15 protein-coding genes are annotated in these 18,685 nt (G+C 61.1%); all 15 read left to right on the forward strand.

Annotation, left to right across the window (positions count from 1 at the left end):
* The first annotated feature begins 3 nt into the window (after positions 1-3).
* The 15 genes from murC to AA105894_RS01390 all read left to right on the forward strand — a co-directional run bounded on the left by murC (position 4) and on the right by AA105894_RS01390 (position 18,631).
* Positions 4-1,422, forward strand: coding sequence for a UDP-N-acetylmuramate--L-alanine ligase (murC, locus tag AA105894_RS01320; protein ID WP_267310140.1), 1,419 nt, complete (start codon positions 4-6; stop codon positions 1,420-1,422).
* A complete protein-coding gene (murB, locus tag AA105894_RS01325) occupies positions 1,419-2,315 on the forward strand; it encodes a UDP-N-acetylmuramate dehydrogenase (RefSeq protein ID WP_267310141.1) in 897 nt (298 codons plus the stop codon). The genes murC and murB overlap by 4 nt, the downstream gene beginning before the upstream one ends.
* Entirely contained in the window at positions 2,312-3,250 is a 939-nt protein-coding gene (locus tag AA105894_RS01330) for a D-alanine--D-alanine ligase (protein ID WP_267310142.1), read from the forward strand. The genes murB and AA105894_RS01330 overlap by 4 nt, the downstream gene beginning before the upstream one ends.
* Entirely contained in the window at positions 3,247-4,269 is a 1,023-nt protein-coding gene (locus tag AA105894_RS01335) for a cell division protein FtsQ/DivIB (RefSeq protein ID WP_267310143.1), read from the forward strand. Before AA105894_RS01330 ends, AA105894_RS01335 begins: the two co-directional genes overlap by 4 nt.
* Positions 4,266-5,666 carry a cell division protein FtsA gene (gene ftsA, locus AA105894_RS01340; RefSeq protein ID WP_267310144.1) on the forward strand — a complete coding sequence of 467 codons (1,401 nt, stop codon included), beginning with the start codon at positions 4,266-4,268 and terminating at the stop codon, positions 5,664-5,666. Before AA105894_RS01335 ends, ftsA begins: the two co-directional genes overlap by 4 nt.
* Before the next feature lie 84 nt (positions 5,667-5,750).
* Positions 5,751-7,238, forward strand: a complete 1,488-nt coding sequence (ftsZ, locus tag AA105894_RS01345; protein WP_267310145.1) for a cell division protein FtsZ — start codon at positions 5,751-5,753, stop codon at positions 7,236-7,238.
* A 169-nt stretch (positions 7,239-7,407) separates the two neighbouring features.
* Positions 7,408-8,415 carry a UDP-3-O-acyl-N-acetylglucosamine deacetylase gene (lpxC, locus tag AA105894_RS01350; protein WP_267310146.1) on the forward strand — a complete coding sequence of 336 codons (1,008 nt, stop codon included), beginning with the start codon at positions 7,408-7,410 and terminating at the stop codon, positions 8,413-8,415.
* Positions 8,416-8,557: 142 nt separating this feature from the next.
* Entirely contained in the window at positions 8,558-9,373 is an 816-nt protein-coding gene (locus tag AA105894_RS01355; RefSeq protein ID WP_373316703.1) for an outer membrane protein assembly factor BamD, read from the forward strand.
* Positions 9,374-9,451: 78 nt separating this feature from the next.
* Complete coding sequence (recN, locus tag AA105894_RS01360) at positions 9,452-11,167, forward strand: DNA repair protein RecN (protein WP_267310147.1); 1,716 nt, start codon at positions 9,452-9,454, stop codon at positions 11,165-11,167.
* On the forward strand, positions 11,167-13,233 hold the full coding sequence (gene ligA / locus AA105894_RS01365; protein WP_373316705.1) for an NAD-dependent DNA ligase LigA: 2,067 nt from the start codon (positions 11,167-11,169) through the stop codon (positions 13,231-13,233). Before recN ends, ligA begins: the two co-directional genes overlap by 1 nt.
* A gap of 115 nt (positions 13,234-13,348) precedes the next feature.
* A complete protein-coding gene (locus AA105894_RS01370; RefSeq protein ID WP_373316706.1) occupies positions 13,349-14,659 on the forward strand; it encodes a hemolysin family protein in 1,311 nt (436 codons plus the stop codon).
* Positions 14,660-14,768: 109 nt separating this feature from the next.
* Positions 14,769-16,844, forward strand: a complete 2,076-nt coding sequence (locus AA105894_RS01375; RefSeq protein WP_267310150.1) for an FUSC family protein — start codon at positions 14,769-14,771, stop codon at positions 16,842-16,844.
* A gap of 34 nt (positions 16,845-16,878) precedes the next feature.
* Positions 16,879-17,073, forward strand: a complete 195-nt coding sequence (locus AA105894_RS01380) for a DUF1656 domain-containing protein (RefSeq protein ID WP_188427043.1) — start codon at positions 16,879-16,881, stop codon at positions 17,071-17,073.
* 13 nt (positions 17,074-17,086) lie between these two features.
* Positions 17,087-18,034 (forward strand): HlyD family efflux transporter periplasmic adaptor subunit, encoded by a 948-nt coding sequence (locus tag AA105894_RS01385; protein WP_267310151.1) that lies wholly within the window; start codon positions 17,087-17,089, stop codon positions 18,032-18,034.
* A gap of 21 nt (positions 18,035-18,055) precedes the next feature.
* Entirely contained in the window at positions 18,056-18,631 is a 576-nt protein-coding gene (locus tag AA105894_RS01390) for a nicotinamidase (protein WP_267310152.1), read from the forward strand.
* Positions 18,632-18,685 lie beyond the last annotated feature (54 nt).

Consider the following 18,685-nt stretch of genomic DNA (forward strand, 5'->3'; position numbering starts at 1 on the left):
TTCATGCGCGCACTTCCCCTTTCCATTGGCACCATCCATTTCGTCGGTATCGGCGGCATTGGCATGTCTGGAATTGCCGAAGTGCTGCATATGCTGGGCTACAAGGTTCAGGGATCGGATATCAGCGAAAGCGCCAATGTGCTGCGTCTGCGCAAGCTGGGCATTACCGTCGCCATCGGTCATGACGAGGCCAATCTCGGCGGAGCGCAGGTTGTCGTGACCTCGACGGCGGTCAAGAAAGACAATCCTGAAGTTCTCGCTGCACGGGCGCGCCTGATTCCTGTCGTGCGCCGCGCCGAAATGCTGGCCGAACTCATGCGCCTACGCTGGGCGGTGGCTATTGGCGGCACACATGGCAAGACGACCACCACCAGCCTTGTCGCCTGCGTGCTGGAACAGGCAAAGCTCGACCCGACCGTCATCAATGGCGGCATCATCGAAGCCTATGGCACGAATACGCGCATGGGGTCAGGCGACTGGATGGTCGTAGAGGCCGATGAGAGCGATGGCTCCTTCCTGCGTCTTCCCGCGGTGATTGCGGTCGTGACGAATATGGACCCCGAACATCTCGACCACTGGGGCACGGCCGAAGCCATGCAGGCCGCCTATGACCAGTTCGTCTCGAATATTCCCTTCTATGGCTTTGCCGTGCTGTGCATCGACCATCCAGCCGTGCAGCAGATGATCCCGCGTCTGTCCGATCATCGCATCGTCACCTACGGGTTCAGCCCCCAGGCCGATGTGCGCGCCGACAAGCTGATTACCGATCGTCTCGGCGCCACGTTCGAGGTGGTCATCACCAGCCGCACCCAGAAAACCACGCGTCGCGCAGGGCCGTTCCGCCTGCCCATGCTCGGCCAGCACAACGTGCTGAATGCGCTCGCCGCGATTGCGGTCGCAAGCGAGATGGATATCAGCGACGAGACCATCCGCCTCGCGCTCGCCGGGTTCCGCGGCGTCAAGCGTCGCTTCACGCGCTGCGGCGATTATAACGGCATCACGGTGATCGACGATTATGGCCATCATCCTGTCGAGATCGCAGCGGTTCTGCGCGCGGCCCGTCAGGCAGGCGCGCGCGATGTGATCGCCGTCGTGCAGCCCCATCGCTATTCGCGTCTTGAAGCCCTTTTTAGCGATTTCTGCACCTGCATGAATGACGCTGGCACGGTGATCGTGACCGATGTCTATGCCGCAGGTGAGGCGCCGATCGAGGGCGTCAATCGTGACTCGCTGATCGAAGGGCTGAGGGCCAGCGGTCATCGCTCGGTCGTGCCGCTGCCGGGACCGGAACATCTGGCTGAAATGATCAATGCCATCGCCAAGCCGGGTGATTTCGTGGTCTGCCTCGGCGCTGGCACCATCACCAACTGGGCGCACGCTCTTCCGGGGCAGCTCGCCGCACTGAACGGCAAGGCCTCATGAGCACGGCGCTTCGCTCCCTCACCCCGCGCGGCAGGCTGAGCTTCGATGCGCCGCTTGGCCCACGCGCCTGGTTCCGTACGGGCGGTAATGCCGAAGCGCTTTTCGTGCCCAAGGATGCGCAGGATCTTGCCGAGACCCTCGCCGCTCTGCCGTCAGGAACGCCGGTCACTGTGCTTGGCGCCTGCTCGAATGTCATCATACGCGATGGCGGGATAGAAGGACTCGTCGTGCGTCTTGCTGGCGGTTTTGCGGATATCGTGATCGAGCCTGACGGGCTGATTGCGGGCGCTGCCGCTCTCGACATGATCGTTGCCGAGCAGACCGCCAATGCGGGGCTGGCAGGGCTCGAATTCCTGGCCGGCATTCCCGGCTCGATAGGCGGAGCCGTGGTCATGAATGCCGGGGCCTACGGCTCTGACATGTCTGCCGTGCTCGACTGGGCGGAGGTGCTTCTGCCCGACCAGACCATTGCAAGACTGAGCAATGAGGCGCTCGCCTTCACCTATCGCCATGCCGTGCTCCCTGAGGGCGCCATCGTATTGCGGGCACGCCTGAATGCCCGCCCCGGCGATGCCTCGGCGATACGCGCGCATATTGCCGAGATCAAAGCCGCACGTGAGGCGTCGCAGCCCGTTCGGGCCCGGACAGGTGGCTCCACCTTTCGTAATCCGGAAGGTCACAAGGCCTGGCAGCTTATCGATGAGGCCGGGTGCCGCGGGCTGATGCAGGGCGGCGCGCAGGTGAGCGAGAAACACTGCAATTTCCTGCTCAATCTGGGCGAGGCCACGAGCAGCGATCTCGAAGCCCTTGGCGACGAGGTGCGTCGTCGCGTGCAGGAACACAGCGGCATTGCGCTGCATTGGGAAATCAAACGTCTGGGGAAATTGCCATGAGCCTGAAAATTGCTGTCCTTCAGGGTGGAATTTCAAGCGAACGCCCGGTGAGCCTGCGCAGCGGTGCCGGTGTCGCCCAGGCCCTGACAGAAGCGGGCCATGACGTGGTGAGCGTCGATGCCGGGCCGGATCTGGTGCAGACAATCAAGGCGCTCCGTGACTCCGCCCCCGACGTGGTTTTCAACGCGCTGCACGGGCCGCTGGGTGAAGACGGTGCCATTCAGGGCGTGCTGGAATGGCTGGGGCTTCCCTATACGCATTCCTCCATACGGGCCTCATCGCTGGCCATGGACAAGGACGCCTCGCGCCGCGTTTTTGCTGCCGCCGGGCTGCCGGTCGCGGAGGGGCGTGTTGTCACGATGGAGGAACTCGCTGCTGCCGATCCGCTGCCCACCCCCTATGTGGTCAAGCCGATCTCGGAAGGGTCTTCTTTTGGTGTCGAGATCGTGCGCAGCGGCAGCAATCGCCGTCAGGCCATTGCCGCAAACTGGGCCTTTGGAAAAGAAGCGCTGATCGAGGAATATATTCCTGGTCGCGAACTCACTGTCGCCGTGCTCGGCGACCGCGCCCTGACCGTGACCGATATCGTCGCCGCCTCGCCGACCGGTGATTTCTACGATTTCGACGCGAAATATGCTCCCGGCGGCTCGGTGCATCATGTCCCCGCCCAGGTGCCGGAGGCCATTTTCGAGCAGGCCCTGCGTGTGGCCGAAGCGGCGCATCGCGCTCTTGGCTGCTCCGGTGCCTCGCGCGCGGATTATCGATACGATGAAGAAACCGGGCGGCTGATCCTGCTTGAGGTCAACACGCAGCCCGGCATGACAGCCACATCGCTGCTACCCGAACAGGCTGCCTATTGCGGGATTTCCTATCCCGAGCTGTGCGACTGGCTGGTGCGCGACGCCCTCGTGACACGAGGCAAACCGACCGCATGAGAGACAGGCGGCCAGAAACGCCGTATCGCGGCCCCGTGCAACAGGACAGACCGTCACGGCTGATCCTGTTCATGCGCCGCCACAAACGCGGGCTGCGTCAGATACTGGCTCTGCTCGTCCTGCTGGGGCTGGTGGGCCTGGGCGTTTCAGCGCTCAAACTAACGAGTTCGGAATCCCGCTTCGCCCCTTACCGGGCGAAACTGGTCCAGTACCTGCCGCTTCAGATCAAAACCATTCGTATCGAGGGGCGCAATCTGACACCCGAGGCTGATCTGGCAAAGGCACTTGGCACTTCGGTCGGTCAGCCTATTTTCGGTTTTTCTGTCTCTGCCGCACGTGACCGTATCGATGCGCTGCCATTTATCGACCATGCCACCGTGGCCCGCCACATGCCGGACACAGTCATCGTCAAGATTGTCGAGCGCAGCCCGATCGCTGTCTGGCAGGACCACGGCCAGTTCATCCTCATCAACCGGGCGGGGGAGCGCGTACCTGATCAGGGGCTGGAAGGCAAGAACGGACAGGCCTTCATCAAACTGCCGCTGGTCGTGGGTGAAGGCGCCAATCTGGCGGCGGCAACCCTGACAGACGCCCTGACCGCCAACCCGGCTGTGAAGGATTTTGTGGTCGCTGCCGTGCGGGTGGGACAAAGGCGCTGGAACCTCACCCTGCGCGATGGCGCAACAGTGCTTCTGCCAGAAGGGCAGGAACAGGCGGCGCTTGCAAGACTGGCGCAATATCAGGCCCAGTTCCGCCTCATGGAGCGCCCGGTCGTCTCGATCGATATGCGCCTGCCCGATCGTATGGTCATCCATCAGACACCAGCGCCGACGCCCGATCCGAATGCTCCTGCTACTGACAAGAGCGATGCCACGCAGGCTGCGGATGACAAGCCGGCACCAGCCGCGGGTGCCGCGCCCGCTCCCGCATCGGGCAAGTCCTCTCGCCCTGCAGCGACTCACGGGAGCGCAGCGCATCTCCCAGCCCCCCACCCAGCAGATGAAGCCCCGGAAGAATGAACGACCTCGTGCCAACCGACCCGGAAGCCCCACGCAAGAAGCGCCGCCGCACGGTGAGAAGTCGCTCACTGCTGCCGGTCAGTTCGCGACACAAGAATCACGAGCGTTCTGAAGAACATATCCTGTCACTGCCACCGGCAGACGAACCCAGCCTGCCCAGACACTGGCGCGTTGGCGTCTTTGGTGTGCTGGATATCGGCTCGACCAAAATGACCTGTCTGATCGGCAGGGGCGAAGCCGATGGCACGTTGCGCGTCCTCGGATATGGCTGGCGCCGTTCACGCGGCATACGCAATGGCAATATCGTTGACCTGAAAGAGGCCGAGCAGGCCATCCGCGCAACGGTCGGACAGGCAGAAGACGCAGCCGACCGACGTCTCGACAATATCGCGGTCAATCTCTCCTGCGGCCATCCGGAGAGCCATCTCTTCAATGCCCGCATGCCGATCGGCGGGCGTGAGGTGAGCGAGGCCGATATGGGGCGCGTCGTGACCGAGGGACAGTCACGCGCCTATACCGAAGGGCGGACGGTTATTCATACCCTGCCCATCGGTTATGCCGTCGATGACACCTATGGCATTATCGACCCAAGAGGCCAGGTCTGCGAGCAGCTGACAGCCCGCCTGCATGTCGTCGACGCCGCAACGGCTGCGGTGAGGACGCTTGATTCCGTACTCATGCGCTCCGAGCTGAAGATGACGAATCTCGTCTCCGCCGCCCTCGCCTCCGGGCTGTCGGTGCTCGATGCAGATGAGCGTGAACTTGGCGCGACCGTCGTGGATATGGGCGGGGGCACGACATCGATTGCCGTTTTCGGAGAAGGCATGTTGCGCCACACGGCCTTTCTGCCGGTCGGTGGGCTGCATGTGACGCGCGATCTCGCTGGCATGCTCTCCACTTCACTGGACGAAGCTGAACGACTCAAGACAAAATATGGAGCCGCCGAGCTTTCGGCAGAAGACAGCAGTGAACTGATCACGCTGCAGAAAATCGGGGAAGCAACGGGCGTGCTGACCACCGTGTCGCGTGCCAGGCTTGTCTCTGCCATTCGCCCCCGTATCGAGGAAACACTCGAACTCGTGCGCGACAGACTCGACGATGCAGGCTTCGGTCGTACCGGGCGCGAGCGCGTGGTGCTGACAGGCGGCGCGTCCCTCCTTGATGGCGTTGGTCCGATGGCCGCCCGTATTCTGGACCGCCCTGTCAGGCTTGGGCGCCCTCTGGGCATCGTGGGCCTGCCGGAAATCGGCGCGAATTCTGCCGGGTTTTCCACCGCGTCAGGTCTGCTGGCCTGGGCGGCTGGCGCCGATCGGGGCTTTCACGATGCCGATGCCCCCGACCCCCGCCCGAATGGGATGCTAAAGCGTCTTGTGCATTTCATTAGGGGTCGCGCGTGAGTAAAAAGTAACCTATGTAGTTCATGCTCCTCAGTCATTGTTTTGCTTTTAGCGACTGATTTCAGCCCTGTTTCGGATCTCGCCATGACGCTCAATCTCACAGCACCGCAGTATAATTATTCCGATTTCTCGCCGCGCATCACCGTGATCGGTGTCGGCGGTGGCGGCATGAATGCCGTCAACAACATGATCGAAATGCAGCTGCAGGGCGTTGAGTTCGTCGTGGCGAATACGGATGCGCAGGCCCTCGCCGGCTCACGCGCCGAACGCCGCGTGCAACTCGGGCCGCATCTGACACAGGGCCTGGGCGCAGGAGCGAAACCGGAAATCGGCAAGGCAGCGGCCGAGGAAGCAGCAGAAGAAATCAGCCGTCATATCGATGGCGCGCATATGGTTTTCGTCACGGCAGGCATGGGCGGCGGCACTGGTACGGGCGCGGCGCCTGTCATTGCCAAGATGGCACGTGATCGCAAGATCCTTACCGTTGGCGTCGTCAGCACGCCCTTTGGCTTCGAAGGGGCACGACGCAAGAAGGTGGCGGAAGCTGGCATTGCCGAGCTGCAGCAATATGTCGATACGCTGATCGTCATCCCGAACCAGAATCTCTTCCGTATGGCCACCATGCACACGACGCTGCGCGAAGCGTTCAAGATGGCCGATGAAGTGCTCTATATGGGCGTACGCGGCGTCACCGATCTTATGCTGGCGCCTGGACTGATCAATCTCGACTTCGCGGATATCCGCACCGTCATGGCCGAAATGGGCAAGGCGATGATGGGCACAGGCGAGGCTGAAGGCGAAGATCGCGCACTCGAAGCCGCGAACCGCGCCATTTCGAACCCGCTCCTTGACGACTCCTCTATGTCGGGAGCACGCGGCCTGCTGATCAACATTACGGGTGGTGACGACCTGACACTGTACGAGGTCGATCAGGCCGCAGAGCGCATCCGTCAGGAAGTCGCCGATGACGCGACGATCATCTGGGGTTCTGCAATCGACTCGACACTCAATGGCCGCATCCGCGTATCGGTCGTGGCGACCGGTATCGATGGCAGCCGTGCTCCCGAACCGGAAGTGGTCGAAGCCCCTATAGAGACCGTCGATCAGGCCCCCGTCGCACCGGAAGGCGCTGAAGTCGCGCCCTCGAACAGCCAGCCCGCCTTCCAGCCTGCATCGACCTATGCCTCGGTGCCCCGTCAGCAGCCGCATTACGCGCTCGACGGTCAGAACGGCGCCCCGGCATCGGCACCCTCACCGCATTCCGTGCCTCCGCAGGCCAACAAGCAAGGGGCGGTTCATACGCCTTCGCCGCGTTCGGGTCTTTTTTCCGACCAGAACCAGCGCTCCGCTCCAGAGCCCCAGTCTCAGCCACGCAGCCTTTTCGGTATCGTGACAGGAGCATTGCGCGGTCGCCCGGCGGCACCAGCCAGCGCCCCTCATGAAGAAGCGCCACGCCATGCGCCGACAATCGTCGAGCGTGAAGACGCGCCGCGTGTTTCCTCTTCCCATGACAGTGGTGAGGAAAACGGTCTGGACATTCCAGCCTTTCTGCGCCGCGATCAGGGACGCTGAAAAACAAGCGCTCTGTTGCGTCCTGAAACTGAAATTACAGTTCAGTTTCAGGACCTTAGAGCGTAATACTTGGCAATAAACATTGACTGGTCTGCGCTCCCCCTAAGCGGTTACAGCTTTCTACATGATCCGGGCATAATGTCGCGGAAACACAGGAGAGCCTCCCATCATGCAGATCACGGCTGAAACACCGTTCAAAGCATCGATTGTGCCTCTTCCGCTTTCCAACATCGCCCAAGGTTTTTCCTCCATCACGTCAAGTGCTGCGCGCGTCGCGCGCCAGGCAACACTCAACCAGGCAATCACCTGCGTCGGCATCGGCCTGCACAGCGGGGCCCGTGTGCGCATGGTGCTCAACCCGGCCCCGGTCGATCATGGCATCGTCTTCAAGCGCAGCGATCTGCCAGAATCACGACTGATCCCGGCACGTCATGACCATGTGGTCTGCACAAGACTCAGCACCGTCATCGCTCATCCCGATGCCCCGGATATCCGTATCGCCACCATCGAACATCTGATGGCGGCCCTGCATGCCAATGGCATCGACAACGCGCTGATCGAGATCGACGGCCCCGAAACACCTGTGCTGGACGGTTCTGCTGCCGAGTTCGACTTTCTGATCCAGTGCGCCGGCACGGTAATGCAGGAGCCTGCCCGCAGCTTCATCGAGGTATTGCGGCCCGTTCGCGTCGAAGAAGCCAGTGGGGCCTATGCCGAGCTGCGCCCGGCACGTTCCGGTATGGCCCTGGCCATGTCGATCGATTTCGCCGCTTCCGTGATCGGTCAGCAGCGCCACGCGATGCCTCTCACCCTTGAGCGTTTCCGTCAGGAAGTCGGGTTCTGCCGCACTTTCGTCGAGCGCAAGGAAATCGAAGCCCTGCAGAAAATGGGGCTCGCCCGTGGTGGCTCGTTGCACAACGCCATCGTTGTCGAGGACGACACAGTTCTCAATCCATGTGGGCTTCGTCATCCGAAAGAATTCGTCCGTCACAAGCTGATGGATGCGGTGGGCGATCTTTATCTGGCTGGCCATACGCTTCAGGCCGGGTTCATGGGTCACAAATCAGGCCATGGGCTAAACAATCGCCTTCTGCATGCCCTTTTCGCCTCGCCGGAAAACTGGCGTCTTGTCGATGGCGAAAGGGCCGAACAGCCCGTGTTGCGCGCTACAGCGTAAGCGCAACGATCTCATGCGCCCAGGTCTTCCGCGAACGGTAAGGCGTGATATAAGACCGTTCGTCAGTGGAAGAGTCGGCATGCATCAGAACACAGAACGTAACGTTATTCCTGCTCCCAAGCGTCAGCGTCTCGTTGCCGCAATGATGGCGAGCAGTTTTCTGCTCCTGAGCGGTTGCTCGATCTTTTCCAACAAGGAAGAGGTCAAGGCGCCCAAAGTAGCGAGCGCCGAAACACTGTATAATTACGGTATCGATGCCCTACATTCGAAGCGCTATACGCTGGCGAGCGGTGAGTTCGAACTGCTGCAACAGAATTATCCGTATTCCGGTTATGTCGGCAATGCCGAGCTGATGGAAGGCTATGCCTACTACTTGCAGGGCGAGTATGCGCTCTCGGTTCAGCAGCTCGAGCGCTATCTGCTTCTGCACCCGACCAGCCCTGACGCTGCCTATGCCTATTATCTGCGCGCGCTCTGCTATTACGAGCAGATTGCCGAAGTCCAGCGTGACCAGCAGGGAACTGTCGAAGCCCTGAACGCTCTCGAGGAAGTGGTGACACGCTTCCCGCAGACGGCTTATGCCCGTGATGCCCAGCTCAAGATCGATCTCTGCCGCGACCATCTGGCTGGCAAGGAAATGCTTGTTGGCCGCTACTATCAGCAACAGCATAACTATGAAGCCGCTTTGGGGCGTTATCAGCGCGTCGTAGCCGATTTCCAGACGACCAATCACGTTGCCGAAGCGCTCGAGCGCATCGTCGAAGTCGATCTCCAGCTTGGCATGGTCGATGAAGCACGCAAAGCGACCTCGGTGCTGGGCTATAACTATCCTAACAGCCAGTGGTATCGGTACAGCTACAACCTGCTCCGCAATCGCAACCTGCTGCCCGGAAACAGCAAGGCACCGGGTTCCGGCAAGCGCGGCTTCTTCGGGCGTGCCTGGCATTCGGTTTTCTGATCCGAAACAAGGCTTTCCGCTGGTGTCACACGTTGCTGCCAGCGAAATCTTCTTGCCGCATTTTCAGGATTCCGCCTCATGCTGACTCACCTCTCGATACGCGATGTGGTTCTTATCGAGAGGCTCGACCTGCCTTTTCATCCGGGTCTGACGGTCCTTACGGGTGAGACCGGTGCCGGCAAATCCATTCTTCTCGACTCTCTGGGGCTCACGCTTGGCGACCGCGCCAGCGGCGGCCTTGTGCGCGCCGGGGCCGAGCAGGCTGCGGTTTCTGCCTGTTTCGAAATTCCGGACGGGCATCCGGTCCATCAACTTCTGGCCGAGCAGGGTATCGCGCTGGATGACACGCATGAGCCGGTCGTTCTGCGGCGCACGGTTACGGCAGATGCGCGCTCGCGCGCCTATGTCAATGATCAGCCGATTGGCGTCGGGTTGCTGCGCCGTATTGCCGCCCTTCTGGTCGAAATTCAGGGCCAGCACGACCAGATGGGCCTTGCTGACCAGGCGACCCATCTCGATCTTCTCGACGCGTTCGGTGTGGAGCGTGCCACGCGTGAGTCCGTTGCCCACAGCTATCGCCGCTGGATAGAAGCCACAGCAGCGCTTGCCGCGGCGCAATCAGAAATGGAAGCCACGCGCCGTGAGGAAGACTGGCTGAGGCAGGCCGTTGACGACCTTGGCGTTCTTGCGCCGCAGGAAAATGAAGAAGAACAGCTGGCGGCCCTGCGCATCGGTCTGCAACAGGGCGAAAGACGCGGCGAGGCCATCGCAGCAGCACTGGCAGACCTGACCCCGCGCGACCGCCGATCTGCCGCCCCTGCCGCAGCGCTTCGCAGCGCCAGTCGCACGCTGGCCCGGCTTCTGCCCTCGCCGGGTGAAGAAAGCGCGCCGAGTTCGGCACAGCAGCAACAGGCTCAGGAAGCGCTGGTCGCGCTAGAAAAAGCGGAAGAAGCTCTCGCCGAAGCCGAAACCCTGCTTTCTCGTCTCGCAGCCGATGCCGATACCGACCCCCGCCTGCTGGAAGAAACGGAAGAACGGCTCTTTGCCCTTCGTGCGGCCGGTCGCAAACATGGCGTTACGGTAAACGAACTTGCGTCGCTGCTGACCAGCCTGCAGGCACGACTTGAAGCGCTGGACTCAGGCAATGCACGTATCGAGCAGCTTCAGGCGGAGACAAGGGCGGCCCGTGAAGTCTTCGCAGCTGAGGCAGAAAAGCTGAGCGCCATTCGCGAGCGCGCCGCCCGGCGTCTCGAAACTGCCGTCATGGCCGAGCTCAAGCCGGTCAGGCTCGAACGCGCCCGCTTCATCGTATCCCTCACACCGCTCGAACCCGAAGCCTGGAATCTACGCGGCAAGGAACAGGCGTCCTTTCTCATCGCAGCCAATCCGGGCCAGCCTCCCGGCCCTCTCGCAAAAGTGGCCTCAGGCGGCGAGTTGTCGCGTCTTATGCTCGCGCTCAAGGTCGTTCTGGCCGAGCGATCGGCCATTCCGACACTGGTGTTCGACGAGGTCGATTCCGGTGTGGGCGGGGCAACAGCATCCTCCATCGGCGATCGTCTGCATCGCGTGGCGCGCGATGTGCAGGTTCTTGTCGTTACGCACAGCCCGCAGGTTGCGGCACGTGGCGACCAGCATCTGCGCATCAGCAAGCGCATACGCAAGGAGCGCACCGAGACGCTGGCCGAGAAACTCTCGCCTGACGAGCGGCGGGAAGAGATTGCACGCATGCTGGCCGGTGAAACCATTACGGACGCCGCCCGTACAGCCGCAGACAGTCTTTTGGAACAGGAATGATGGACGACACGACGGTCGACAGACACGCCGAAGAGCATGCCCGGCTTTCCACGCTCATCGCTCGCTGGAACACCGCCTATCATCAGAACGATGCGCCTGAAGTGTCAGACGCGGAGTATGACAGCGCAAGACGCGCGCTCATCGCGCTCGAAGAAGCGCATCCGGACCTCAAGACGCAAGGCAGCGTTCTCGACGAGGTCGGGGCAGCCCCTGATACCGCTTTCGGCAAGCAGGCCCATCGCGTGCCGATGCTTTCGCTCGACAATGTCTTCACCTCGGAAGAATTCGAGTCTTTCGTTGCCAAAGCTGCACGCTTTCTCGGCCTCGACAGCAAGGCTGCGGATGCGCTGGCTTTTGTGGCAGAGCCCAAGATAGACGGGCTGTCGATCAATCTGACCTATCGCCACGGCAAGCTCCTGCGTGGCACGACACGCGGTGACGGTCTGGTGGGCGAGGATGTGACGGCCAATCTTCTGACGATCGCAGAGGTCCCGCGCGCGCTTTCCGGCGAAGCGCCGGAAGAAATCGAGATACGCGGCGAGATCTTCATGGCGAAGGCCGATTTTCTGGCCCTCAACGAGACGATGCTGGCACAAGGACAGAAGCCTTTTGCCAATCCACGCAATGCTGCTGCAGGATCCTTGCGTCAGCTCGACCCCGCCGTGACGGCGCGGCGCCCGCTCTCGCTTTTTGCCTATGCGCAGGGCCATGCCAGCGAACGATGCGCCGCCACACATTGGGCCTATCTGGAAAAGCTGCGTGAATGGGGGTTCGTGGTCAATCCGCTCTCCAGAGCGATTGCTCATGCAAGCGAAATCCCCGCCTATATCGAAGACCTCGCGCGCAATCGTGCCTCGTTGCCCTATGATATCGATGGCGTCGTCTTCAAGCTCGACGACCTAGATCTTCAGACGCGGCTAGGCTTCGCCGGACGGGCGCCGCGCTGGGCCATCGCCTGGAAATTTCCCTCAGAGCAGGCCATCACAAGGCTCGAGAAAATCGAGATACAGGTTGGCCGCACAGGCGCCCTGACACCCACCGCGCATCTTGAACCCGTCAATGTAGGCGGGGTCATTGTGTCGCGTGCGACGCTGCATAATGAAGACGAGATTACCCGCAAGGATGTACGCCCCGGCGATCTGGTGCGTGTGCAGCGTGCGGGCGACGTCATTCCGCAAATTCTCGGCCCCGTGCCGGAAGACAAACCGCGTGGTCCGGCTTTCGTCTTTCCGACCACCTGCCCGGTCTGTCACTCCCTGACCGAGCGCCCCGAGGGTGAAGCCGTGCGTCGCTGCACAGGCGGCCTCACCTGTGAGGCGCAGGTGGTTGAGAGACTGATCCATTTTGTTTCGCGCCAGGCCTTCGATATCGATGGTCTGGGCGAGCGGTCGATACGCGAATTTCATGAAATCGGCCTGATCGACAAACCGGGCGATATTTTCCGCCTGCATGAAAAAGCCGATATGATCCGGGCGCGTGAGGGCTGGGGCGAACTCTCGACACGCAATCTGCTGCGCGCCATCGAGCAGCGCCGCAGCATTGCCTTCAGCCGCTTTCTGTTCGGGCTGGGAATCAGGCGCATTGGTGAGCGCAACGCGCAACTTCTGGCCCGCCACTATCAGACCTATGAGGCCTGGTTCGACGCAATGAAAGCTGCCAGCCTGATCGGCTCCGACGATCGACTGGCGCTTGGCAGCATCATGGGGATTGGTGAAAGCATTGTCGCTGATCTGCTCGCCTTCTTCGCCGAACCCCATAATCTGTCGACGCTTACAGACCTGCGCAACGAATTGACGATCGAGGCCGAAGCCCGTCCTGAAGAGGGGCCACTTTCGGGGAAGACCATCGTCTTTACGGGCACGTTGCACAGCATGACCCGCCCGGAAGCAAAGGCCATTGCCGAGCGTCTGGGCGCGCAGGTGAGCGATTCAGTGTCGAAGAAAACGGGGCTGGTCGTTCTTGGTGAAAAGGCGGGGTCCAAAGCAAAAAAGGCCGCCGAACTCGGTCTCGAAACATGCGACGAGGCGGGATGGCGTGAAATCGCTGGCCTGCCTCCGGCGAATTAAGGCGCGGATACTGGAATATGGAGCACAACGCGTCTAGTATTGAGGCTCCTGTTTCAAAGCCCCCTTTTCTTGAGGAGCCACGCGCGTGACGTTGCTGCTTCTGGGCCTCGCGGCCATGGTGGCAGCGATTGCCGTCTCCATTCTGATCTCGCTCTCTGAGATCTCATTTGCTGCTGCACGCGATATCCGCCTGCGTGCCCTTGCCGATCAGGGAGACCCGCGCGCCTCTTCGTTTCTGAAGCTGCGTCGTAACAGCGGTCAGGTCATCACTGTTCTGCAGATCTGCCTCAATGCGGTGGGTGTGCTCGGCGGTGTTATTTCGAGCGAGTTGCTGACCCCTGCATTCAGCGCGGCCCTCATAGAGGCAGGCCTGACGCCGGGTTTTGCCGGCAAGGTTGCCGCCAGCCTTGCCTTCGTGGTCGTCACGGGGCTTTTCGTGCTTTTTGCCGATCTGTTGCCGAAGCGGATCGCCCTGAACAACCCAGACCGTGTAGCACTGAAAGTAAGCTGGTTTTTGACCGGCGCGCTGCGTGTACTTTATCCGGCGGTCTGGATTTTCTCGCTCATTTCCGACTGGCTGCTGAACCTGCTGCGCATTCCCGCCGCCTCTGCGGTAGAGCCCGTAACCCCTGAGGATCTGAATGCCATGCTGGCCGCAGGAACCGCCTCGGGCGTGCTGCAGGAAAAAGAGCATCAGCTCATTCAGAACGTATTGGCGCTGCAGGATCGGTCTGTCACGTCGGCCATGACCCCGCGTGACGAGATCGTTTTTCTCGATGTGCAGGAAAGTCTCGAATCCCAGCGCGACAAGGTGCGTATCCGCCCCTATTCCCGCTATCCGCTCTGCGATGGCGGGCTCGATCATGTCATCGGATCGATACGCGCCGAAGACGTTCTGGTGGCGGTGGTGGATGAAGTGCCGCCCAATGCAGACCCAAGCCAGCCGATCAGCAACCAGATCTTCCGCATGCGGCGTGATACGCTCTCTCTGCCAGACACGCTGAATCTGTGGGACACGCTGGCACAATTCGACTCGCATGGCGCGGGTTTTGCGCTGATCGTCAATGAATACGGGCTTGTTGTCGGTCTGATCACCTTCAAGGACATCATGGGCGCGCTCATGGACGGGCTCGCCAGCCCCTTCGAAGAGCAAGCTATCGTGCGTCGTGATGCCAGTTCCTGGCTGATCGACGGCGCTGCCCCCATTGGGGATGTGTTTCGCGAGCTGGATATCGATCTCGATGCCGAACGCGACCTGTTTCACACGATTGGCGGGTTCGTCATGCATCGCCTGCGCCGTATGGCCCGCAAGGCGGACAGGGTCGAGGCCGCAGGCTATCGTTTCGAGGTGGTCGACGTTGACGGCTTCCGTATCAACCAGCTTCTGGTCTCGCGCATGGCACCCGGTGAGAACACTGGTTTCTGAAGCGTATCTGACAAAAGATTTCACAGCCCACGCAATCGTGTTGTGTGCTTGACCTCACCCGCCATCAGGGCGTTCCTCAACCGGAAGTCAGTTTTCTGGATGGAGCCGAATGACCGAGCGGGTTGAGACGCCTATACGCTGGTGGCCGCGCCTCAGCGATCTGCCCAACCCACCCTTCCCTCCAGGCTGGTTCGGTTTCTCCCTTCGCAGCTGGGCGGCTGTCTGCCTTGCTCTGGCGACGGCCTTCTGGGCGCAGCTGGACGCGCCTGCCGGTGCTGCCGTCACCGTCATGATCATCACGCAGCCCCTGCGCGGGCAGGCGCTTTCCAAAGCCCTTTATCGACTGATCGGCACCGCTCTGGGGGTCGCCGCATCGATCCTGCTTATTGCCTGCTTCAGTCAGGATCGCGGCATGATGCTTGGTGGATGTGCCCTGTGGCTTGCGGGGTGCACCTATATCGGCTCGCTTGAGCGGCATTTCCGCTCCTACGGGGCGCTCCTGGCGGGCTACACCATCGCGCTTGTCGCGATCAATGTGATCGATACCCCGCAAAACGTGTTCGATGTGGCCTTGTCACGTGCCAGCTGCGTGGCCATCGGCATCGCTTCTGTTGCGTTCGTGAACATGCTCACCGGATCGCCCAAGGCATGGCAGAAACTTGCTGACGGACTCGAAGCCCGCGCCCGCCAGATACGCGATTTCGGTCGACGGGCCGTGCAGGGCGAGAGCGTGGCAGACGCGATGGAAACCACGGCGCTCGCAGGGGATATTCTCTCGCTCTCGGCCCAGATCTCCTATGCCAAGACCGAAATCGACCGCTCGACACGCCGTACGGCCGGAGCCCGTCTCGCCATCATCGGCATGCTGACGGTGCTCGGTTCGGGGCGCGCCATCGCCCATATCCTGCGCACAAAGAACGTCTCCGCTCTGGCGCAGCGTCATGTGCTGGCGTGGCATGAATTGCGTGAGGACCACAGCGACCGCTTCGAAACGGTCGGATCGCTGATCGAGACCATGCGCGAGGAAGAACCCGATTACCACCCTGACGCCACGGATGCGCATTATCTGGAGCGCGCAGCCGTGCTTCTGAGCAACCGCCTGCATATCTCGACCGGCATCAACACGCTTCAATATGCCACCCCTGCGGGTGACGCGCTCAAACTCGCGCAGATCGCCCAGCACCCCGATCACGTCGCCGCCTTCGTCAACGCGGTGCGTGTGCTTCTCGGTTTTTCGATCACGGCAGGGCTCTGCATCGCCAGCGGTCAGCCTGCCTCAATGGCCGCCCTGTCTCAGGCGGCGCTCATCCTCACCCTCGCCTCCACGGCGCTGGACACATCGAAATTCGGTATGGGTGCGATATTGGGTCTGACACTGGCCGTGTTTGTTGCGGCCATCATGAATTATCTGATCCTGCCGCATATCGCCGCCTTCGGGGCTCTGGCTCTGGTCTTTCTTCCCCATACGATTTTCGCCTGCGTCATGCTCATGAATGCCCGCACGAGCGCGATGGGCTTCAATTACGGTGCGTTTTTTCCGATCATCCTGGGCCTGAGCAACCATCAGGATTACGACCCGGTCGCCTTCATCTCACGCAATATCTTCTATCTGATTTCCGGCGTGATCTCTTTCATCATCCTCGTGCTGCTGTTTTCGCCAACGCCTCGCAGCAGGCGCTTTCGTATTGCAGCCTCGATCGGACAGGATCTCGAAGCCCAGCTCAGGGGCAGAGGCAAACCAGCCGGTGCCGCCCTGCTCAGCCAGAAATACGATCGTCTCGTTCAGCTCCTGACATGGACAAAGCAGCTTCATGCCCATCCCGCCAGCAGGCAGGGCGCCGAGCGCCCGGTCAACCGCCATGTCTTCAATCGTCTGGTCACGCTCGAAGATCTTGCCACGACGCTGGCACGCGTGCGCCACTACCTGCGCGAGGCCGATAACTGCGCCTGCCTTGCCCGGCTCGCAGGAGAAGCACGGCATCTGGTGAGTTCCGCGTCTTTCCCTACGCTCGCCCATACCCTTCCGCGCCTGAGCAGCGAGTTTCTCGTTCTTGCCCAGGACGCGACGCCAAGAGAACGTGCCATTGCCATTCTCTGTGCCGGAAGTCTCGAAGCCGTGCGTTCAACGCTTGCCGAGAACCATTCTACGCTCATCCATTTCGGTCTGGGGCGCAAGCGATGGTAACGCCTCGCCCGCGCCGTGAAAGGAAGCCTGCCCGATGAGCGAAGTCATCGATCTCGAAGGCGTGCTTGTCTCGGCCTTCGTTGCCAATCTCTTTCTGGCGCTGCTGACACTCGCCCTCATCCGCTGGTGTTTCGGACGGCTCAATCTCTGGCGCTTCTTCTGGAATCCGCCCCTCGCCCAGTTCGGCCTGCTTGTCTGCCTGCTTGGGCTTTACACCTGGCTCTTGTGAAAGAATTCCGCTCGTGCTCGCTCGTGCCTCACGCCTGATCAGATGGCTCATCACCCTGTCTATCCTTGTCGTTGCAGGGATCGTGATCGTGATCTTGTGGGATTACTATACTGCTGCCCCATGGACCCGAAACGGTCAGGTGCGCGCGCAGGTCGTCAATATGGCGCCCCGTGTCTCAGGTGAAATCATTGAGGTGCGGGTTCATGACAATGAGTTCGTGCATCGAGGCGACGTGCTTTTTGTCATCGACCCGTTCGACTTCAAGGTGCGCGTCGCAACGGCCGAGGCCAATCTGGCCGAGCGCAAGGCCGATCTTGATTTCCGCATTTCGCAGTATCAGCGGCGTCGCATCATTCCCGGTGTTGCGGTCTCGGCGGAAGAAAAACAGCAATTCTCCGCAGCTGCCGCGCAGGCGCGGGCACAATATGACGCAGCACAGGCTGCCCTGCGTCAGGCGCGCATCGATCTCGATCGTACGATCGTCCATAGCTCGATCGATGGTTATGTCACGAACCTGCTGATGCGCCCCGGCGACTTTGCCACAGCCGGGCATGTCAACATACAGATCATCGACTCAGCCTCCTATTGGGTGGATGGCTATTTCGAGGAAACCAAGGTTCATAATATCGAAATCGGCGATCCGGTGCGTATGGATCTCATGGGCGGTCATCACCCTTTGTTCGGCCATATCGAAAGCATCACGCGCGGCATTTCGAGCATGAACGCCACCACAGCCACGCAAGGCCTGCCATCTGTTGATCCGGTCTATACCTGGGTCCGTCTGGCGCAGCGTATTCCGGTCCGCATTCACATCGACCAGTTGCCGCCCGACCTGCATCTTGCGGCCGGCATGACCGCCACTGTCACCATCGTGGCCGAAAACGGACACAGGCGTCATATGTCGGCAAAAGATGCCCTGCATCATTTTGGTGACGACATGCGCCATGTTATCGGTCACTGAAGACACGCGGAGCTTCTTCTCATGGCCTCTTCATTCCCTGCAGCGCCCCGTCGCGCCCTGCTCGTCATTGATGTGCAGAACGATTTTCTACCGGGGGGCACGCTCGCAGTGCCGAAGGGCGATCTGATCCTGCCGGCAGTCAATGCGCTCATGACGCAGGATTTCGATGCCATCATCGCCAGCCGCGACTGGCATCCGCAAAACCATATCTCATTCGTGCCTCAGGGAGGCGACTGGCCGATCCATTGCGTCGCCGGGACGGGTGGCGCCGATTTCTCACCCCATCTGCATCAGAACCGGCTGAGCCATATCGTGCATAAGGGGCTCGACCCCGCATGCGATTCCTATTCGGCCTTTTTCGACAATGATCAGCGTCACTCGACCGGGCTCGACGCGCTTCTGCGCGGCCTGGGGATCACCCATGTCACACTCTGCGGGCTGGCACTCGATTTCTGCGTGGCGGCGACCGCACGAGATGCCAGGAAGCTCGGTTTCGAGACAGTCATCAGCCTTGCCGCCTGCAAAGGGATAGCTGAAGATCCCGCGGCATGCCTGAACGCACTTGAAGCACTCGGTGTGAAGATTGATCGCGCGTGACACCGGTCAACCACGCCCCGGACGAACCGGCTGACCTTCTATCGCGGGCGATTT

The organism is Asaia spathodeae NBRC 105894, from assembly GCF_025994195.1.
GTDB lineage: Bacteria > Pseudomonadota > Alphaproteobacteria > Acetobacterales > Acetobacteraceae > Asaia > Asaia siamensis.